This is a genomic window from Pectobacterium jejuense (assembly GCF_026800125.1).
GTDB lineage: Bacteria > Pseudomonadota > Gammaproteobacteria > Enterobacterales > Enterobacteriaceae > Pectobacterium > Pectobacterium jejuense.
Map to the genome: position 1 here is coordinate 358,747 of NZ_JAPQKX010000004.1, position 15,115 is coordinate 373,861.

A 15,115-nucleotide genomic window follows, 5' to 3' on the forward strand; every position below is an offset into this window, starting at 1 on the left:
TTCTCCTATATTTTGGAGAAATAGGCAACAACCAAACAGAAATGTGCATTGAACGTCTTACGTAGGTTGATGACAATATTGAGCATACCAGCCATCCTCTCATCTCACGGGAAAAGACATGAATAAAACGATTGAGCTGTTCACCTCACACCGCAGTGAACGTAGCTATCTTGATAAAGCGATTCCCGATGACGTGCTGGATGCCATTATTCAGTCCGCGCATCTGGCACCGACCTCCGTGAACTCTCAGCAGGTCTCGCTCGTCGTCACCCGCGACCCGGAACGCAAAGCACGCATTGCCGAATTGGCTGGCGGCCAGCCGTGGATTGCTCAGGCACCGGTCTTCATCACCGTAGTGCTGGACATGCATAAAACGCAGGTCGGGATTGCCATGAGCGACAAGCAGCAGCACGCCCATGAAAGCCTCGAAAGCCTGATCTCCGGCACAACAGATGTCGGCATCGCGCTCGGCACGCTGATGGCCGCCGCACGCTCGTTTGGGCTGGGCATCGTCCCGATTGGCGGTATTCGTCGCGACCCACAGGCGATGATCGACTTTCTGGAACTGCCTGAACTGACGTTCCCCGTTGCAGGCGTTGCTATCGGCTACGTGGATACCCCGGCGCATCAGAAACCGCGCCTGCCGCTGAATTCCTTCCGCCATGATGAAACGTATCATCAGGATGTTCTGCCTGCGGCGATTGAGCAATATAACCAAACGCTGGTGGCACACTGGCAGCAAACCAGCCGCGCAGACGGCGACAACTGGGGTGATAACACCGCCAGCTACTATCAGCACATTTACTTCCCGAAAGTCTTACCCGCGATCCTCCAACAGGGCTTTAAACTGGACAAATAACCTATGCTAAATTTCACACTCCATACCCCTACCAAGATTTTGTTTGGCGAAGGCCAGATTGCTGAATTAGGCAAAGAAATTCCTGCCGATGCCCGTATTCTCATCACCTACGGCGGCGGCAGCGTGAAGCACAATGGCGTGCTGGATCAGGTCTATCACGCCTTAGAAGGTCGCAATGTCCGTGAGTTTTCCGGCATTGAGCCGAACCCGACTTACGAAACGCTGATGAAAGCCGTCGAGGTTGTCCGGGCGGAGAAGATTGACTTCCTGCTGGCGGTTGGCGGTGGATCTGTGGTTGATGGCACGAAATTTATCGCTGCCGCCGCAGATTATCAGGCCGCGCAAGACCCATGGCATATTCTGCAAACCGGCGGCGCGGAAATCGATCGCGGCGTCGCAATGGCGGCCGTGCTCACCCTGCCAGCGACCGGTTCGGAATCCAACAACGGTGCGGTCATCACGCGTAAATCGACCAACGATAAACTCTCTTTCCGTTCACGCCACACGCAGCCGCTTTTCGCCGTGCTCGATCCGGTCGTGACGTACACCCTGCCCGCTCGCCAGATCGCGAACGGCGTGGTCGATGCCTTCGTTCACACGGTTGAGCAGTACCTGACATATTCCGTCGATGCCAAAGTACAGGATCGTTTTGCGGAAGGTTTACTGCTGACGCTGGTTGAAGAAGGCCCGCGCGCGCTGGCTGAACCGGAGAATTACAAGGTCAGAGCCAACGTAATGTGGAGCGCGACCATGGCGTTGAACGGCCTGATTGGCGCAGGCGTGCCGCAGGACTGGTCAACTCACATGCTGGGACACGAATTAACGGCGCTGCACGGCCTTGACCATGCCCAAACGCTGGCTATCGTTCTGCCTGCCATGCTGACGGCAAGAAAAGCCCAGAAGCGCGACAAGCTGCTGCAATACGCCGAGCGCGTCTGGAACCTGCGTGACGGTAGCGAAGATCAGCGCATTGACGGCGCGATTGCCGCTACGCGTGATTTCTTCGAGAAGATGGGCGTGCCGACCCGCATGTCTGACTATCAGTTGGATGGCAGTTCTATCCCGACACTGGTCGCCAAACTCAGTGAGCACGGTCTGACTGCACTGGGTGAGCACCACGACATTACGCTGGAAGAAAGCCAGAAGATTTACGAAGCGGCGCGTTAAGCGCCTCTGCACCCAATCATTCGAGTGACAGGAGAAAAAGCTATCGTTTAAACCACGCCTATATCAGATGATATACCCTCAATGCTGTGTCTGTTAAAGGGAGCCAATCGGCTCCCTTTATCATCTGGCGACATATAGCCGACGAATTTTTCTACTAGAATGAAATCATATGCCTGTTCCTGCGAGGGATCACATTCCTCTATGTCCGTGATATGAACAGGTCGCCCATCCAGTTAACCCTATGATATTTTTATGGATTAACGGATATAAAAGGAGAATGAGATGACGCAACCGAAAGTTAAGCTGGCGGACGGCAATATCATGCCCCAGTTGGGCCTTGGTGTCTGGCGAGCAAGCAGTGAGGACACGGTGATCGCCGTGACTGAAGCATTGTCCATCGGTTATCGGGCGATCGATACCGCCGCGATTTATAAGAACGAGGAGGCCGTTGGTCAGGCACTGAGTTCCGCGAATCTGCCGCGTGAAGAGGTATTCATCACCACCAAGCTCTGGAATGGCGATCACACCGATCCCCAAAAAGCGCTGGAAGAGAGTCTGAGAAAACTTCGGTTAGATTACATCGATCTCTACCTGATTCACTGGCCGCTCCCGCAACAGAATACCTTCGTGGATGCCTGGCGCGGACTCATCAAACTCCAGGAACAAGGTCTGGCAAAAAGTATCGGCGTCAGTAATTTCCATATTCACCACCTACAGCGGTTAAAAGAAGAAACGGGCGTATTGCCGGTCATCGATCAGGTCGAGCTACACCCTCTTCTCCAGCAAAGACAGCTCCACGCCTGGAATGCCATCCACCATATCCAGACAGAATCCTGGAGCCCGCTGGCGCAGGGCGGCGAAGGCGTCTTCGACCATCCTATTATCCGTAAACTGGCGACAAAATACGGCAAAACGCCGGCACAGATCGTGATCCGCTGGCATCTGGACTGCGGGCTGGTGGTGATTCCTAAATCGGTCACGCCGTCGCGTATCAAGGAAAACTTCGAGGTGTTTGATTTCCGTCTGGATAAAGACGAGCTCAGTGAAATTGCCAAGCTGGACTGCGGGAAACGTCTGGGATCAGACCCTGACGAACCGAGAAACGACTAATCTGCCTTCGATGCCAGCCTGCACCGGGCTGGCATTTCTCTTCTTATCTAATCAGCAAACTGAATCTCATACACATCGCTACGGCAATGTGCTTCGCTGTATTCCAGCAGTTCACCCCGTTCGTTATAAACATGCAGTTCGCAATACAGCGCTGGAGCCTCCGCCGTAATACCAAGTAGCGCAGCGATTTCTGCCGTACAGGCAATCGCTTTGAAACGATAGCGTTTTTTGTCCGGCGTGATGCCACGCGCCATCCAATACTGATAGAGAGACTGCTCAAGCGCTTCGGGGTCGGGTAGGAATTCTTGCGGTATCCAGGTAGTTTCCAGCGAAACGGGTTCGCCATTACTGAGCCGGACGCGTCGCAGATAGGTGACGGCTTCGCCTTCCGGCAGAGACATTTTCGCAGCGATAGCGGCTGGAGGAACCTGTATTGCCTTTTCTAACCAGAGACTGCCAGCGACGCCGCCTTGTTTCAGTACCAGCGCAGTGAACCCTTCATCCTCGGCGCTCAACGCGTAGTTAAGCCGTTGAGTCACGCGGGTTCCCACCCCCTGCTGGCGCACAATCAGCCCTTTTTCTTCCAGCAGTGACAGGGAACGGGAAACCGTTACGCGCGATAATCCCAACTGCTGCGCAATCAGTCTTTCGGCAGGTAAGAACTGGCCGGATAACGTCTTACGGCGGCCGATTTCTGATTCAAGCAACGACGCGAGCTGCATGTAGCGAGGCGCCGACGGCGCTCCAGCCAGCTGATCCCTGACCCAAAGCAGTAATTCCCGCATAGTGCAGCCCTTTTAGTGACGCAGCGTTCTGGCTGCGTACAGGTTAAAACAGAAAGTGAACCTGATTTCATGGCGAAACGAAACGCTCGGACGCTGACATTGTTGTAATAAAAAATATTCTTTCAGCACGAATCAGACCCGAAACAGCGCGCGACGCAAAATGCAATTCACCCTTAATTAATAGCAACATCAATATATAAGATATCGTCCGCACGGCTTCGCATCTTTAATTTTGGTTTGTCTGAATAGAGGTGGATCACATTAAGAAACAGATAAATCTCGGAAGCGTTGCCGTCTGACGAGCGAGCAGTGCGTCAGACAGCAAGGCCGTTACCTTTGTCACAGCGGAGGGGTAACGCGGAGAAACTGGCAGGCTATAAATTGGTTTACATCGCAGACTGTACGATGAGCTGTCCCGTCGAGCCGCGATCGGCCAGTTCCAGCGTCTGGCTGTAATACAGGAAGGGGAACGCCAGTGAGGAAGGCTGCGTGAAATAAACCAGCAGCTCGACATCGTTATCCACCCACACCGTATCTTTCCAGCCGCTGTCTTCCACCGCTGGTGGTCTACCATTCGCGCTGCGCACCAGGAACTTGACGCCCTGAATGTGGAAAGCCTGCGGCGTGTCGGCGTGGATAATCCAGCGCTCACAGCGGCCAAGCTGGGTTTGCACATCGGCACGCGTCATGTCCCACATCGCACCGTTGATGCCGGGCAGACTGTCACCCAGACGGAACTCACGCGTGCGGCTGATGCTGCCTTCAATGATGTTGTCGGCCAGCAAACGCATCGGCAGATTATCCGTGACTAATGGCAACAGCCCCGTCGGCTTCAGCGTGAGTATTTGAGTCGAAATCAGGATGCTGGAAGGCTCAAACAGCCCGCGCAGACGATCCATAATCCCAGCCGACTCACCTGCCGTCAGCGTGACTTCTTCGCCTTGCGACATGTCGACCAGAATTTCGCGCCGTTCGCCGGGCGCGAGAGAAAGCTGGTTCACTGCCATCGGTGCCGGCAGCAACCCTTGATCGCTGGCGATCACATGCATCGCTCGCCCATCGCTCAGTCGCATCACGTAACGTCGGGAGTTCGACGCGTTCAGCAATCTCAGGCGAACCCAACCACGGGACACCTCAACAAAGGGATTTTGCACGCCGTTGACGAGCAGCGAATCACCGACAAATCCGCCGTTAGAGGGCGGGCTATAAATAGGGACACCAAAGTTATCCAGTCGTTTATCCTGAATAATCAATGGGAAATCATCAACACCGTAGTGATTGGGAAGCGGCAGGGATTTACTGGCGCTGTCTTCTACCAGCCATAGCCCAGCCAGCCCGTTATAGATATGCGGGGCCATGCGGTTCGGCGTGTTCGCATGATACCAGCAGGTCGCCGCCGGCTGACGAACGGGCAATACTGGTGACCAGTCGGTTCCTGGAGAGATGATGCGAGCCGCACCGCCCATCAGCGGCCCCGGCACCTGCAAACCGCCGATCGTCATCGCGACAGGCTCATTCAGGCGGTTACTGTAAATCAGCTTAACGTCGTCGCCGTCGTAGACCCGCACCGTCGGCCCCAGATAATGGCCGTTGATTCCCCAAACGGATGTCTTACGGTCACCGGAGAATGCCCAATGGGCACGCTGCATGGTCAGAAAAAGAGGCTGGCCTCGGCGCGACTCCAGTAATGGCGGTATCGGCAATGCGCCGGGATTCCCACTGGCTTTGGTTGCCAGTGGCGTCATACCCGCACATAACGCAAGACCCGATGCCTGAATAAACTGACGTCGGCTGAGTGACATAATGACTCCGTAAATCCAATAAACCGTAAGCAAAGTTTATCTTCCGATTCGTTCTTGAATAGACAATCGGAAGAAATAATCGCGTAACTCGATGGGGTAAGTTTATTTTTTGTCTGCTGCTTCGCGCGCCGCCACTTCCGCATCCAGCTCCGCAATCTTGGCAGCCATCACATCATGGCAATGTGCAGCCAGCTCGCGAACCTGCTCTTTGGTATATGCGCGGGTATCGATGGGTGGCAACATTTCTACGATAACGAGTCCGTTATTCCAGCGGTTCAACTTCACCTTGTTGCTGGTCGTAGACACGCAAATCGGCACAATCGGCACGTCTGCGCTAATCGCAGCATGAAAAGCACCGGTTTTGAAAGGCAGCAGGCCGCGTCCACGGCTACGCGTACCTTCGGGGAACATCCAGATAGACGTGTTGCGCTCTTTAATATGCTTCACGACCTGGGCAATGGTGCCATGCGCTTTAGCACGGTTTTCACGGTCAATCAGCAAGTTGCCCGTCAGCCAATAAAGCGGCCCGAAGAACGGGATCCACAGCAGGCTTTTCTTGCCCACGGTAACGGTACGAGGCTGAACCGCTCTTGAGACCGTGACCATATCGTAATTATTCTGGTGATTCGCGATATAGATGCAGTTGCCGTAATGCGCAGCTTCTTCCGGTATCCGCATTTCTACTTTCAGGCCAAACACCGTGGACAAGCGCCCAAAAAGATGACCGAAGGTCGCCACATGACGGGGATTTCTAGGGCTGAACAGGCAGTAAAACAAGCCAAAAACACAGACCAAAATCGAAAATATAACGACAATAAAAAAACGCAAAATGGATAACATAGCAACCTCATTAGCCGACAGCCGCCGCTAGTATAGCGATTTCGCGCTAAAACACACGGTGATTCAATTTGCGGCAGGATGGCAACCGGAAACTAAAGAAAGGCGGTATAACACCGCCTTTCTCAACATGCACATGACAATATGGAGGAATTATTCTTCGCTGCTGCCGGTGCTAATCTGCTGTGGTGCATCCACCTCAATTCGGTCGATGCGCTGTAGCCCACGCAGCAATGTGCCTTTCCGCCCGCGCTCCCCTTGATACTTCTGAAGCTCGTTTGGACGCAGCACCAGCTTACGCTTACCGAAGTACAGCGTGACTGACGCCTGTGGTGGCAGAAGATACAGCCAGGTCAGACGGTCTTTGCCTTCCGCAAAATCAGCCGAGGAGATGGACACAATCTTGTTGCCCTTGCCTTTCGACAGCTGTGGCAGATCGGAGACAGGGAACAGCAGCATTCTGCCTGCAGCGGTGATCGCCATCAGCAGGTTATCGTCGCCTTTGATCTCGATCGGTGCCAGCGCCTTCGCGTTATCTGGCAGCGTAATAATCGCTTTACCCGCGCGGTTACGCGCCACCAGATCGTTGAAGGTACACACGAAACCATAGCCCGCATCCGATGCCATCAGCAACGGCTGATCGTCTGCGGTCATCAGCACCTGCTCAATCGTCGCGCCCGGCGGCGGCGTGAGTTTGCCCGTCAGCGGCTCACCCTGACCGCGTGCAGAAGGCAGTGTGATCGGATCCAGCGCATAGCTACGCCCGGTGGAGTCAATGAACACCACGGGCTGATTGCTCTTACCTTTCGCGGCGGCGCGGAAGCTATCGCCCGCTTTATAACTCAGTCCGGCAGGATCGATGTCATGCCCTTTCGCACTGCGTACCCAGCCCATTTCCGACAGCACAATGGTAACGGGTTCGGACGGCACAAAGTCGTGCTCGCTCATCGCTTTCGCTTCGCCACGCTCACGCAGCGGCGAACGACGTTCGTCACCATAGGCTTGCGCATCGGACTGAATTTCTTTCTTAATCAGGTTGCTGAGCTTACGGTCTGACGCCAGCAGCGCTTGAAGCTGATCGCGCTCTTTTGCCAGATCGTCCTGCTCACCGCGAATTTTCATCTCTTCCAGCTTGGCCAAATGACGTAATTTCAGCTCCAGAATCGCTTCAGCCTGTGTTTCACTCAGGCTGAACTGACGCATCAGAACGGGCTTCGGCTCATCTTCCGTGCGGATGATATGAATGACTTCATCGATATTCAGGAACGCGATCAGCAAGCCTTCAAGGATATGCAGGCGCTTGAGCACTTTTTCCAGACGGTAGTTCAGACGGCGGCACACGGTATCGCGACGGAAGACCAGCCATTCGCTCAGGATCTCGACCAGCCCTTTCACGCTAGGACGACCATCCAGACCGATCATGTTCATGTTAACGCGATAGCTTTTTTCCAGATCGGTCGTGGCGAACAGATGGTTCATCACCTGATCCATATCGATCCGGTTCGAGCGTGGCACCAGCACCAGACGGGTTGGATTCTCGTGATCGGATTCATCACGCAGGTCTTCGACCATCGGCAGCTTCTTCGCACGCATCTGGCTGGCAATCTGCTCCAGCACTTTGGCACCGGAAACCTGATGTGGCAGCGCGGTAATCACAACATCACCGTCTTCTTTCTTCCACACCGCGCGCATACGCACGGAACCACGGCCATTCTGGTAGAGTTTGCGCACTTCATCGCGTGGCGTGATGATTTCGGCTTCTGTCGGGAAATCCGGCCCTTGAACATGCTGCAATAACTCTTCCAGCGAGGCCTTCGGGTTTTCCAGCAGCATCACGGCGGCAGCAGCGACTTCACGCACGTTATGTGGCGGTATATCTGTTGCCATCCCGACGGCGATCCCTGTGGTGCCGTTCAGCAGAATATTCGGCAGACGCGCAGGCAGCATCTTCGGCTCTTGCATCGTGCCGTCAAAGTTCGGGGTGTAATCGACCGTGCCCTGCCCGAGTTCGGACAGCAGCAGTTCCGCATATTTGGACAGCCGCGATTCGGTATAACGCATAGCGGCGAAGGATTTCGGATCGTCCGGCGCCCCCCAGTTCCCTTGACCATCCACCAGCGGATAGCGATAAGAGAACGGCTGCGCCATCAGCACCATCGCTTCATAGCAGGCGCTGTCGCCGTGCGGGTGGTATTTACCCAACACGTCACCCACGGTACGGGCGGATTTTTTAAACTTGGCGCTGGCATTCAGTCCCAGCTCGGACATCGCATACACGATGCGACGCTGCACAGGCTTCAGGCCATCGCCAATGAACGGCAATGCCCTGTCCATGATGACGTACATGGAATAATTTAGGTATGCATTTTCGGTAAACGTGCGCAGCGCAAGGCTTTCTGCGCCGTCATGAGTCATCTCACTCATTTATCTCACTTCCCTCACATCGCGGCGCGATGGTTACGCTTTCCGGCACGCCATAGCGGCGGTATGTTTGGCGGGAATAGTACCTTATCTGATGAGGTGATGTCACAGGGAACCATTCGCAGCCAATCACGCCACAGGGAACGCGGTCATCTCAGGAAATCATCACACCAGCGATTGCCGATGTGAATCCGACAGTTGCCGGAGAAGGTGGCTAGCGGTAGCGATGAACGCTCGGGTGATCGGCGGTAATCGTTTCTCCATAGATGGAAATTGACGGCTCGTCGGGCCGCAGCATCGGTTTCCCCTTACGGCCAAGCAGAATGCGTTCAACGGCAGCACCGAAAGACGCCCCTTCAAACCAGAATGCCTCATGTATAAAGCTCATCCCGTAGCAGGCTCCCGCGTTATCCATCAGCAGAGCACCGTGCGCATGATGGGTTTCGCCGACAAGAATCAACGTCGAGTTCAGAATGCCTTGCCACTCAAGCAGCGTTTCATCCTGCTGCAAATCCTCGCTGCCGCCAAAAGCGATATCGCAAGTGGCACACTCTTCTCCTGCACCGCATTGCCCGACCGTCAGCCCGCCGAACGCGTGCAGGATAGCGAAGGCCGGATGATGCTCTGGCACAAACGGCAGAACTGATTGCGCTTCAGCACGCGGCCAGCCTGCCGCGTGAAACAGTGGAAGAACAGATTTGGGGATTTCAATCGACATCGTTCGTCATCTCATCATGGTGGTAAAGGAATAACATCAGCGTTGATTTTTCAGCCGCTGGCGAATAGCGCGTATCGTACTCGTTCTTATCGTTTCATACGGTGAAACCAGATCGCGATGGTTTGACAACCGTTCCAGAGACGATGAATCACCAACGCCACGGAGCGCACAGAATATCAGGAAGATCTGGTGTTCCGACGTTGCCAGCGGTAACAGCCGCATCAGGAAAGCGCGCACTGCCGCAGCCTGCTCGTCCGTCGCCACAACGCCGTCTTTAATGCTCAGGAGTAAGTTAAAGGTAGAAGTAAGACGCCATGCCGTTTCAGGCGCTAACTCAGGTGCCTGCATGACGCCAGCAAAGAAAGCCATCAATGCATTCACCGCCGCGTGTGATCGAAGTTCTTCAAGCAGGCCAATCACATACGCGGCATTGTCGGGTTCGGCCGCCAAGACGCCGAGAGCGTCAATTCCTTCTTCTGCATAAGCGCCTGCAATTTCAGCCCATTTCGCTAACGGAACAACATGTGTGCCGTCAGGTAAATAGGGTGAGTGAGACCAGCCAAATTCATCGGACAGCCGATTAAGTTCATCGCGTAACCCTGGCACACGCGCTTTCGCTGCGGCAAGAATATGCTCAACCTCAAGCGTGTTACGCCGAGCCTTCGACCTAAGTGCAGAGATTTTCATCTATATAAATACCCTATCAACCCTCATAGCAGTCAGTTTCGTAAGTCGGTAATTTCATTACGCCTCATTAGTGCATAGCCAATCACTTCCGCTTTGATAGCACACATACCGTTTCATTAAGAATTATTCATCATCGTTGCAACATCAGATGATAATGCTTAGCATATTGATAATAATTATCATTACCACATGATAATTAATGTTATTCGCCGTTTTGCATTTCCTTGCAGACGTTAGCGACCAGCACGCCATGTTTCCCCAACGCCGCTGGCCAGAACAACCTTATAGCAGAGTATCATTATGTTAATTAACAAGAATTTAAATAAAATTCTTCTCACCGGCATCTTGACTGGCGTCGCGCTGAACAGCATGGCAGCGGATAGCACCACGGGCAACAACGCACTCAACGTGAAGAACCAAGACGATTCGGCGGCGAAAACGGGACAGACTGACGATGTGATGACGGTTCACTCGCCAAAAGTCGAGAAAAAAGCCGGTTCAAGCACGACGCTAACTGCCGCAGATATGCAAAGAGAAGGCGGCAATAATTTCGGCACGATCATGCGTTATCAACCGTTGGTGAGCGCAACCGGGTCCAGCGGCGGCAGTAATACAGGGAAAAGCGGCTTCGACCGCGGCGGTTACACGGGTTACAACATTCGCGGCATTGAAAGCAACCGTGTTGCGATCGATACCGATGGCATCGCCCTGCCCAATGCCACGGGCCGCAGCTACGCCAGCCGTGCCGGATTCAATACCTTCGGGATGGGACGCGACTATATTGATCCTTATATCTACAGCAGCGTCGATATTGAGTCGGGCGTCACCTCCGCAGAAAATACGGTCAACGCACTCGGGGGCAGCGTCTCCTTTCGGCCAAAATCTGCCGATGACTATCTGCAAGCAGGCAAGCAGGACTACTTCGGTTTTCAGAGCGACTACGATTCCGCCAACCATGGTTGGCATAATGGCATCACCGCCGCAGGCGGTGATGACGACCTGCGCGGTGTGGTCGTATTTAGCCGCCGTGACGGTCAGCAAACGCGTAATAACAGCGACGAGATCGCCGCTTATCCCGCCAACTGGCACTCTAACGCCATTTTAGCGTCCGGCATTTGGCAGGCTAACGACGAGCATCAGCTCACCGGTACGCTGGATTATTACCATAAAACCAACCACACCCATTATGACTATTGGGGTAGTCTGCCAAGCGACAACAACACCATTTACGGCACGGCGCAACAAAGCAGCCAGACACGCCGTTGGACCGCCAGCCTGAAAGATCGCTGGACGCCGGTTAACAACACGCTGGTCGATTTGGTTGATAGCCGTATTTACTTCCAAAACAGCGAATCACACGACAATACCTGGCTGCCCGCAACCACAGGGATGGCGGCGGCAGATAGCCACCGGGTCTATTCCGACTACAATGTCACCACCTATGGATTCGATACCCATATGGTGAAAAGCTGGGATCGCCACGAGTTCAGCTGGGGCCTTAACGCCAGCCAAAGCAAAACAGAGCGTCCGTTCAGGCAGTCGCCTAACCAAACGGGTGCCAACAACATCATGCAGCCGGAAGCCGATAGCAACAGCTATACCGTTGGCGGCTTTGTGCAGGATACCGCTACGTGGGATCTGGCGGGGCACGCCTTCTCGGTTGTCCCTGCCGTGCGCGCCATTCACCAGCGTACCAAACCAACCAATACGGTTCGCCTGAGCGGTGACGGCAGTGTCATCAGTGAATCCGATGTCAACAGACTGTACGGCAAAGCCAACAGCGATACGCAAGTCCTGCCGTCGCTGAGCTTCCTCTACGACATCACCCCGACGCTGACGACCTATGTGCAGTACCGTCGTGGCGCACAGTTCCCGGATGCCAGCCAGCTTTATGGCAGCACCAACCTTGATGCCAACTTTGCTAACGCTTTCGGACCGTTCCAGTACGCCTTTATCGGCAATAGCGACCTCAAAACGGAAACCAGTAACAACGTCGAGTGGGGATTAAAAGGCGAAGCGACGGAGGGGATCACCTTCCGTACCGCGCTATTCTACAACACGTATAAGAACTTTATCGCCAACACCCGCTATCGCCGTAGCACTAACCCCGATAAATTCACCAATGTGCCAAGTAATATCCATACGATATTCCAAGCAGAAAACCGCGATAAGGCTTATATCTACGGCGGCGAAGTCAGCAGCAAAATACAGCTAGGCACCTGGTTCCCAGCAGTTGATGGGCTCAGCACCACGCTGGCGTTTGGCTACACCAAAGGCCAATCGCAATCGCGCTACCTCGGCGACCGCTATGTCGATCTCGACAGCGTCGCGCCAATGAAAGCCGTGATAGGTATCGCCTACGACGATCCTGCTCAGCGCTACGGTGCCGCCCTGACGTCGACCTTCCAGAAAGGGAAGCAGGCGAAGGATACCAGCCGCGAAAGCTATACCAATGCTGGCAACGCGATCGCCACCTCGAATACCGAATATATGCGGATTCCCGGCTATGGCATGGTTGACCTGACCGCCTACTATCGCATCAGCAAGAACGTGAAAGTCAACGGTGGCGTGTATAACCTGACTGACCGTAAATATTGGGATTATCTCAGCAGCCGTCAGATTGAAACCAACGATCGGCAGGGACAGTATGACCGCGCCCTCTCCGTGCAACCTGGTCGTTCCTTCCAACTGGGCGTGAACGTGGATTTCTAATCCGCATCGCTCACGCTGTCATTGAACAGGCGGTGCCTCATTCGGGCATCGCCGTTGTAATCAGGCAAGAACGCACACCACCGCTTTCTTGCCTTTTTATTTTCCTCTACACGCTCTTCCCGTCACTCCCCGTTTAATTACGCCAACATCGTTATTTTCACAGCATTAAATAATGAATATGCCGATAAAAATGTCGGTCTTAAATAACGTGATCGCGGTCTCAATTACTATTCAGTTAACGCCATGTTTTAATTTTGTCCTATTCAGCGGACAGCATTTAGTATTGTCCCTATCGACTATCACGACTAGATTAATCACTACAGCATCCTATTTAAATAAACCAAAAGAGAAAATAAAACAGGAAATTATTTAGAAAAAGTTATCAATTCGATAAGCATCAGAAAATCTAAAGACAAATGAGGGTAATATGATGCAGCCACTCACCTCCCGTCAGAACCGTTTATTGAAATATCTGTTACAACACCAGGGATATGTAACGGTTAGAGATATTGCACATTACCTGGATGTGTCGGAAAAAACGGTCTATCGTGATATGCAATTTGTTGAAGCCTTCCTTTCTGTCTGGAATATTTATCCAGACAAAAAGGTCGGTGCGGGAATCATGTTAACAACAGATGACGACCGACACCTAGCGCTGCTGGAACAGCAGATTGTCGTGGACGATGGAGACACCGATGCCCTAATCAACAATGCTCGCCGCGTCAAAATTGCCTCGCAGCTGTTAAGCGATACGCCTCATGAAACATCCATCAGCAAGCTGTCTGAGCGCTATTTTATCAGCAGCGCCTCTATCGTTAACGATCTGAAAATCATCGAAAGCTGGCTACATCCGCTGGGATTATCGCTGGTGCGCAGCCAGAGCGGCACGCACATTGAAGGCAGTGAAAATCAGGTGCGTCAGGCGATGGCTTCGCTCATTAATGACGTGATGCACCATAAAGAACCCGGCCCGCTTAGCCATTCTCGTCTCGACCCCGGCAGCTATAAGGCGCTGATTAATTATTTCGGTGAAGAAGACGTATCCTTCGTCGAATCGCTGTTACAAGGCATGGAGCGGCAGCTTTCTTATCCGCTCGGCGAGCCTTATTACATCAACATATTCACGCATACCTTAATTATGATGCACCGGATTGCGCAGGGAAAAGCGTTAATGATGGCGGAAGAATCGGTGCATCAGCAAGTTGATAGTCGTATATTCTCCATCGCTCAAAATATGGTGAACCAAATAGAGCTGCGGGTCGAGAGCACGCTGCCTTCTGATGAAGTCTGGTTCATTTACCAATATATTATTTCTTCGGGCATTGTGATGGAGGAGCGGGAGAATAATCAACTGCTGCGTTATCAATTCTCTAACGGTGAATCACGCAGAATCACGCGTGCCTTGACGCAGATATTTTCTGATTTAATTAATGTAGACCTGCGCACGGATAAGTTATTACATGAAGGGCTACTTATTCACATCAAGCCGTTACTGAACCGATTAAAGTACCAAATACATATTCGCAACCCGTTACTAGACGATATCAAAAGCGAGTTTGTCGATATTTATGAAATGACGCAGCAAGCCATGAGCGAAGTCTGTCAGCGGTTTCAATTAAAATCGGTCGCTGAGGATGAAGTCGGCTATCTGACCATTCATTTTCAAGCCGCGCTGGAACGCCAAATTGCGCATAAACGTATTCTGGTGGTGTGTTCCAGCGGCGTAGGAACGTCCCATCTGTTAAAAAACCGTATTCTGCGCGCGTTTCCTGACTGGATTATTGTTGGCGTGATCTCTGCCAGTAATATGCAGGCATTTTGCCAACAGGAAGAGATTGAGCTGATTATTTCCACGATTCATCTGGAAGAGCAACACATTCCCGTCGTCTATGTTTCCGCCTTTTTTAATGACGATGACATTAAGCGTGTTACCGAAAAAGTTATCGCTAGTCAATTGCATCAGGCCGTCCCTCACTGATTATCGGCCGAACGTTAATTTTTTAATTTTATAGATGAG

At 52.9% G+C, this 15,115-nt stretch carries 11 protein-coding genes; 5 read left to right on the forward strand and 6 right to left on the reverse strand.

Annotated features, from left to right (window positions below; genetic code table 11):
- The first annotated feature begins 118 nt into the window (after positions 1–118).
- The 3 genes from NXT09_RS10130 to dkgA all read left to right on the forward strand — a co-directional run bounded on the left by NXT09_RS10130 (position 119) and on the right by dkgA (position 3,136).
- Complete coding sequence (locus NXT09_RS10130) at positions 119–859, forward strand: NADPH-dependent oxidoreductase (RefSeq protein ID WP_268579597.1); 741 nt, start codon at positions 119–121, stop codon at positions 857–859.
- A gap of 3 nt (positions 860–862) precedes the next feature.
- Positions 863–2,026 (forward strand): alcohol dehydrogenase, encoded by a 1,164-nt coding sequence (gene yqhD, locus NXT09_RS10135; protein ID WP_268579598.1) that lies wholly within the window; start codon positions 863–865, stop codon positions 2,024–2,026.
- 282 nt (positions 2,027–2,308) lie between these two features.
- Complete coding sequence (dkgA, locus tag NXT09_RS10140) at positions 2,309–3,136, forward strand: 2,5-didehydrogluconate reductase DkgA (RefSeq protein WP_039504208.1); 828 nt, start codon at positions 2,309–2,311, stop codon at positions 3,134–3,136.
- A 47-nt stretch (positions 3,137–3,183) separates the two neighbouring features.
- Here dkgA and NXT09_RS10145 read toward each other — a convergent pair whose 3' ends face one another.
- From NXT09_RS10145 to NXT09_RS10170, 6 genes are all read right to left on the reverse strand, one after another.
- The gene (locus tag NXT09_RS10145) at positions 3,184–3,921 is read right to left on the reverse strand and encodes a GntR family transcriptional regulator (RefSeq protein ID WP_268579599.1); all 738 of its coding nucleotides are present in this window, start codon (positions 3,919–3,921) and stop codon (positions 3,184–3,186) included.
- Between the two features lie 386 nt (positions 3,922–4,307).
- Entirely contained in the window at positions 4,308–5,723 is a 1,416-nt protein-coding gene (gene ftsP, locus NXT09_RS10150; protein WP_268579600.1) for a cell division protein FtsP, read from the reverse strand.
- Between the two features lie 102 nt (positions 5,724–5,825).
- Positions 5,826–6,563: a 1-acylglycerol-3-phosphate O-acyltransferase gene (locus NXT09_RS10155; protein WP_240584347.1), complete on the reverse strand. Its 738-nt coding sequence runs from the start codon at positions 6,561–6,563 to the stop codon at positions 5,826–5,828.
- Between the two features lie 150 nt (positions 6,564–6,713).
- Complete coding sequence (gene parC / locus NXT09_RS10160) at positions 6,714–8,984, reverse strand: DNA topoisomerase IV subunit A (RefSeq protein WP_268579601.1); 2,271 nt, start codon at positions 8,982–8,984, stop codon at positions 6,714–6,716.
- Between the two features lie 211 nt (positions 8,985–9,195).
- Positions 9,196–9,699 carry an SUKH-3 domain-containing protein gene (locus tag NXT09_RS10165; protein WP_268579602.1) on the reverse strand — a complete coding sequence of 168 codons (504 nt, stop codon included), beginning with the start codon at positions 9,697–9,699 and terminating at the stop codon, positions 9,196–9,198.
- Positions 9,700–9,735: 36 nt separating this feature from the next.
- Positions 9,736–10,386, reverse strand: a complete 651-nt coding sequence (locus NXT09_RS10170) for a hypothetical protein (RefSeq protein ID WP_268579603.1) — start codon at positions 10,384–10,386, stop codon at positions 9,736–9,738.
- A gap of 300 nt (positions 10,387–10,686) precedes the next feature.
- On the opposite strand from NXT09_RS10170, the gene NXT09_RS10175 reads away from it, so the two are divergent.
- Positions 10,687–13,098 (forward strand): TonB-dependent receptor domain-containing protein, encoded by a 2,412-nt coding sequence (locus NXT09_RS10175; protein WP_268579604.1) that lies wholly within the window; start codon positions 10,687–10,689, stop codon positions 13,096–13,098.
- Positions 13,099–13,525: 427 nt separating this feature from the next.
- Positions 13,526–15,076 carry a BglG family transcription antiterminator gene (locus tag NXT09_RS10180; protein WP_268579605.1) on the forward strand — a complete coding sequence of 517 codons (1,551 nt, stop codon included), beginning with the start codon at positions 13,526–13,528 and terminating at the stop codon, positions 15,074–15,076.
- The last annotated feature ends 39 nt before the right edge of the window (positions 15,077–15,115 follow it).

Excerpts from the sequence above, each read along its gene's own strand:
- NXT09_RS10130 (WP_268579597.1), top strand. The coding sequence starts at position 119 with ATGAATAAAACGATTGAGCTGTTCACCTCACACCGCAGTGAACGTAGC.
- yqhD (WP_268579598.1), top strand. The coding sequence starts at position 863 with ATGCTAAATTTCACACTCCATACCCCTACCAAGATTTTGTTTGGCGAA.
- dkgA (WP_039504208.1), top strand. The coding sequence starts at position 2,309 with ATGACGCAACCGAAAGTTAAGCTGGCGGACGGCAATATCATGCCCCAG.
- NXT09_RS10145 (WP_268579599.1), bottom strand. The coding sequence starts at position 3,921 with ATGCGGGAATTACTGCTTTGGGTCAGGGATCAGCTGGCTGGAGCGCCG.
- ftsP (WP_268579600.1), bottom strand. The coding sequence starts at position 5,723 with ATGTCACTCAGCCGACGTCAGTTTATTCAGGCATCGGGTCTTGCGTTA.
- NXT09_RS10155 (WP_240584347.1), bottom strand. The coding sequence starts at position 6,563 with ATGTTATCCATTTTGCGTTTTTTTATTGTCGTTATATTTTCGATTTTG.
- parC (WP_268579601.1), bottom strand. The coding sequence starts at position 8,984 with ATGAGTGAGATGACTCATGACGGCGCAGAAAGCCTTGCGCTGCGCACG.
- NXT09_RS10165 (WP_268579602.1), bottom strand. The coding sequence starts at position 9,699 with ATGTCGATTGAAATCCCCAAATCTGTTCTTCCACTGTTTCACGCGGCA.
- NXT09_RS10170 (WP_268579603.1), bottom strand. The coding sequence starts at position 10,386 with ATGAAAATCTCTGCACTTAGGTCGAAGGCTCGGCGTAACACGCTTGAG.
- NXT09_RS10175 (WP_268579604.1), top strand. The coding sequence starts at position 10,687 with ATGTTAATTAACAAGAATTTAAATAAAATTCTTCTCACCGGCATCTTG.
- NXT09_RS10180 (WP_268579605.1), top strand. The coding sequence starts at position 13,526 with ATGATGCAGCCACTCACCTCCCGTCAGAACCGTTTATTGAAATATCTG.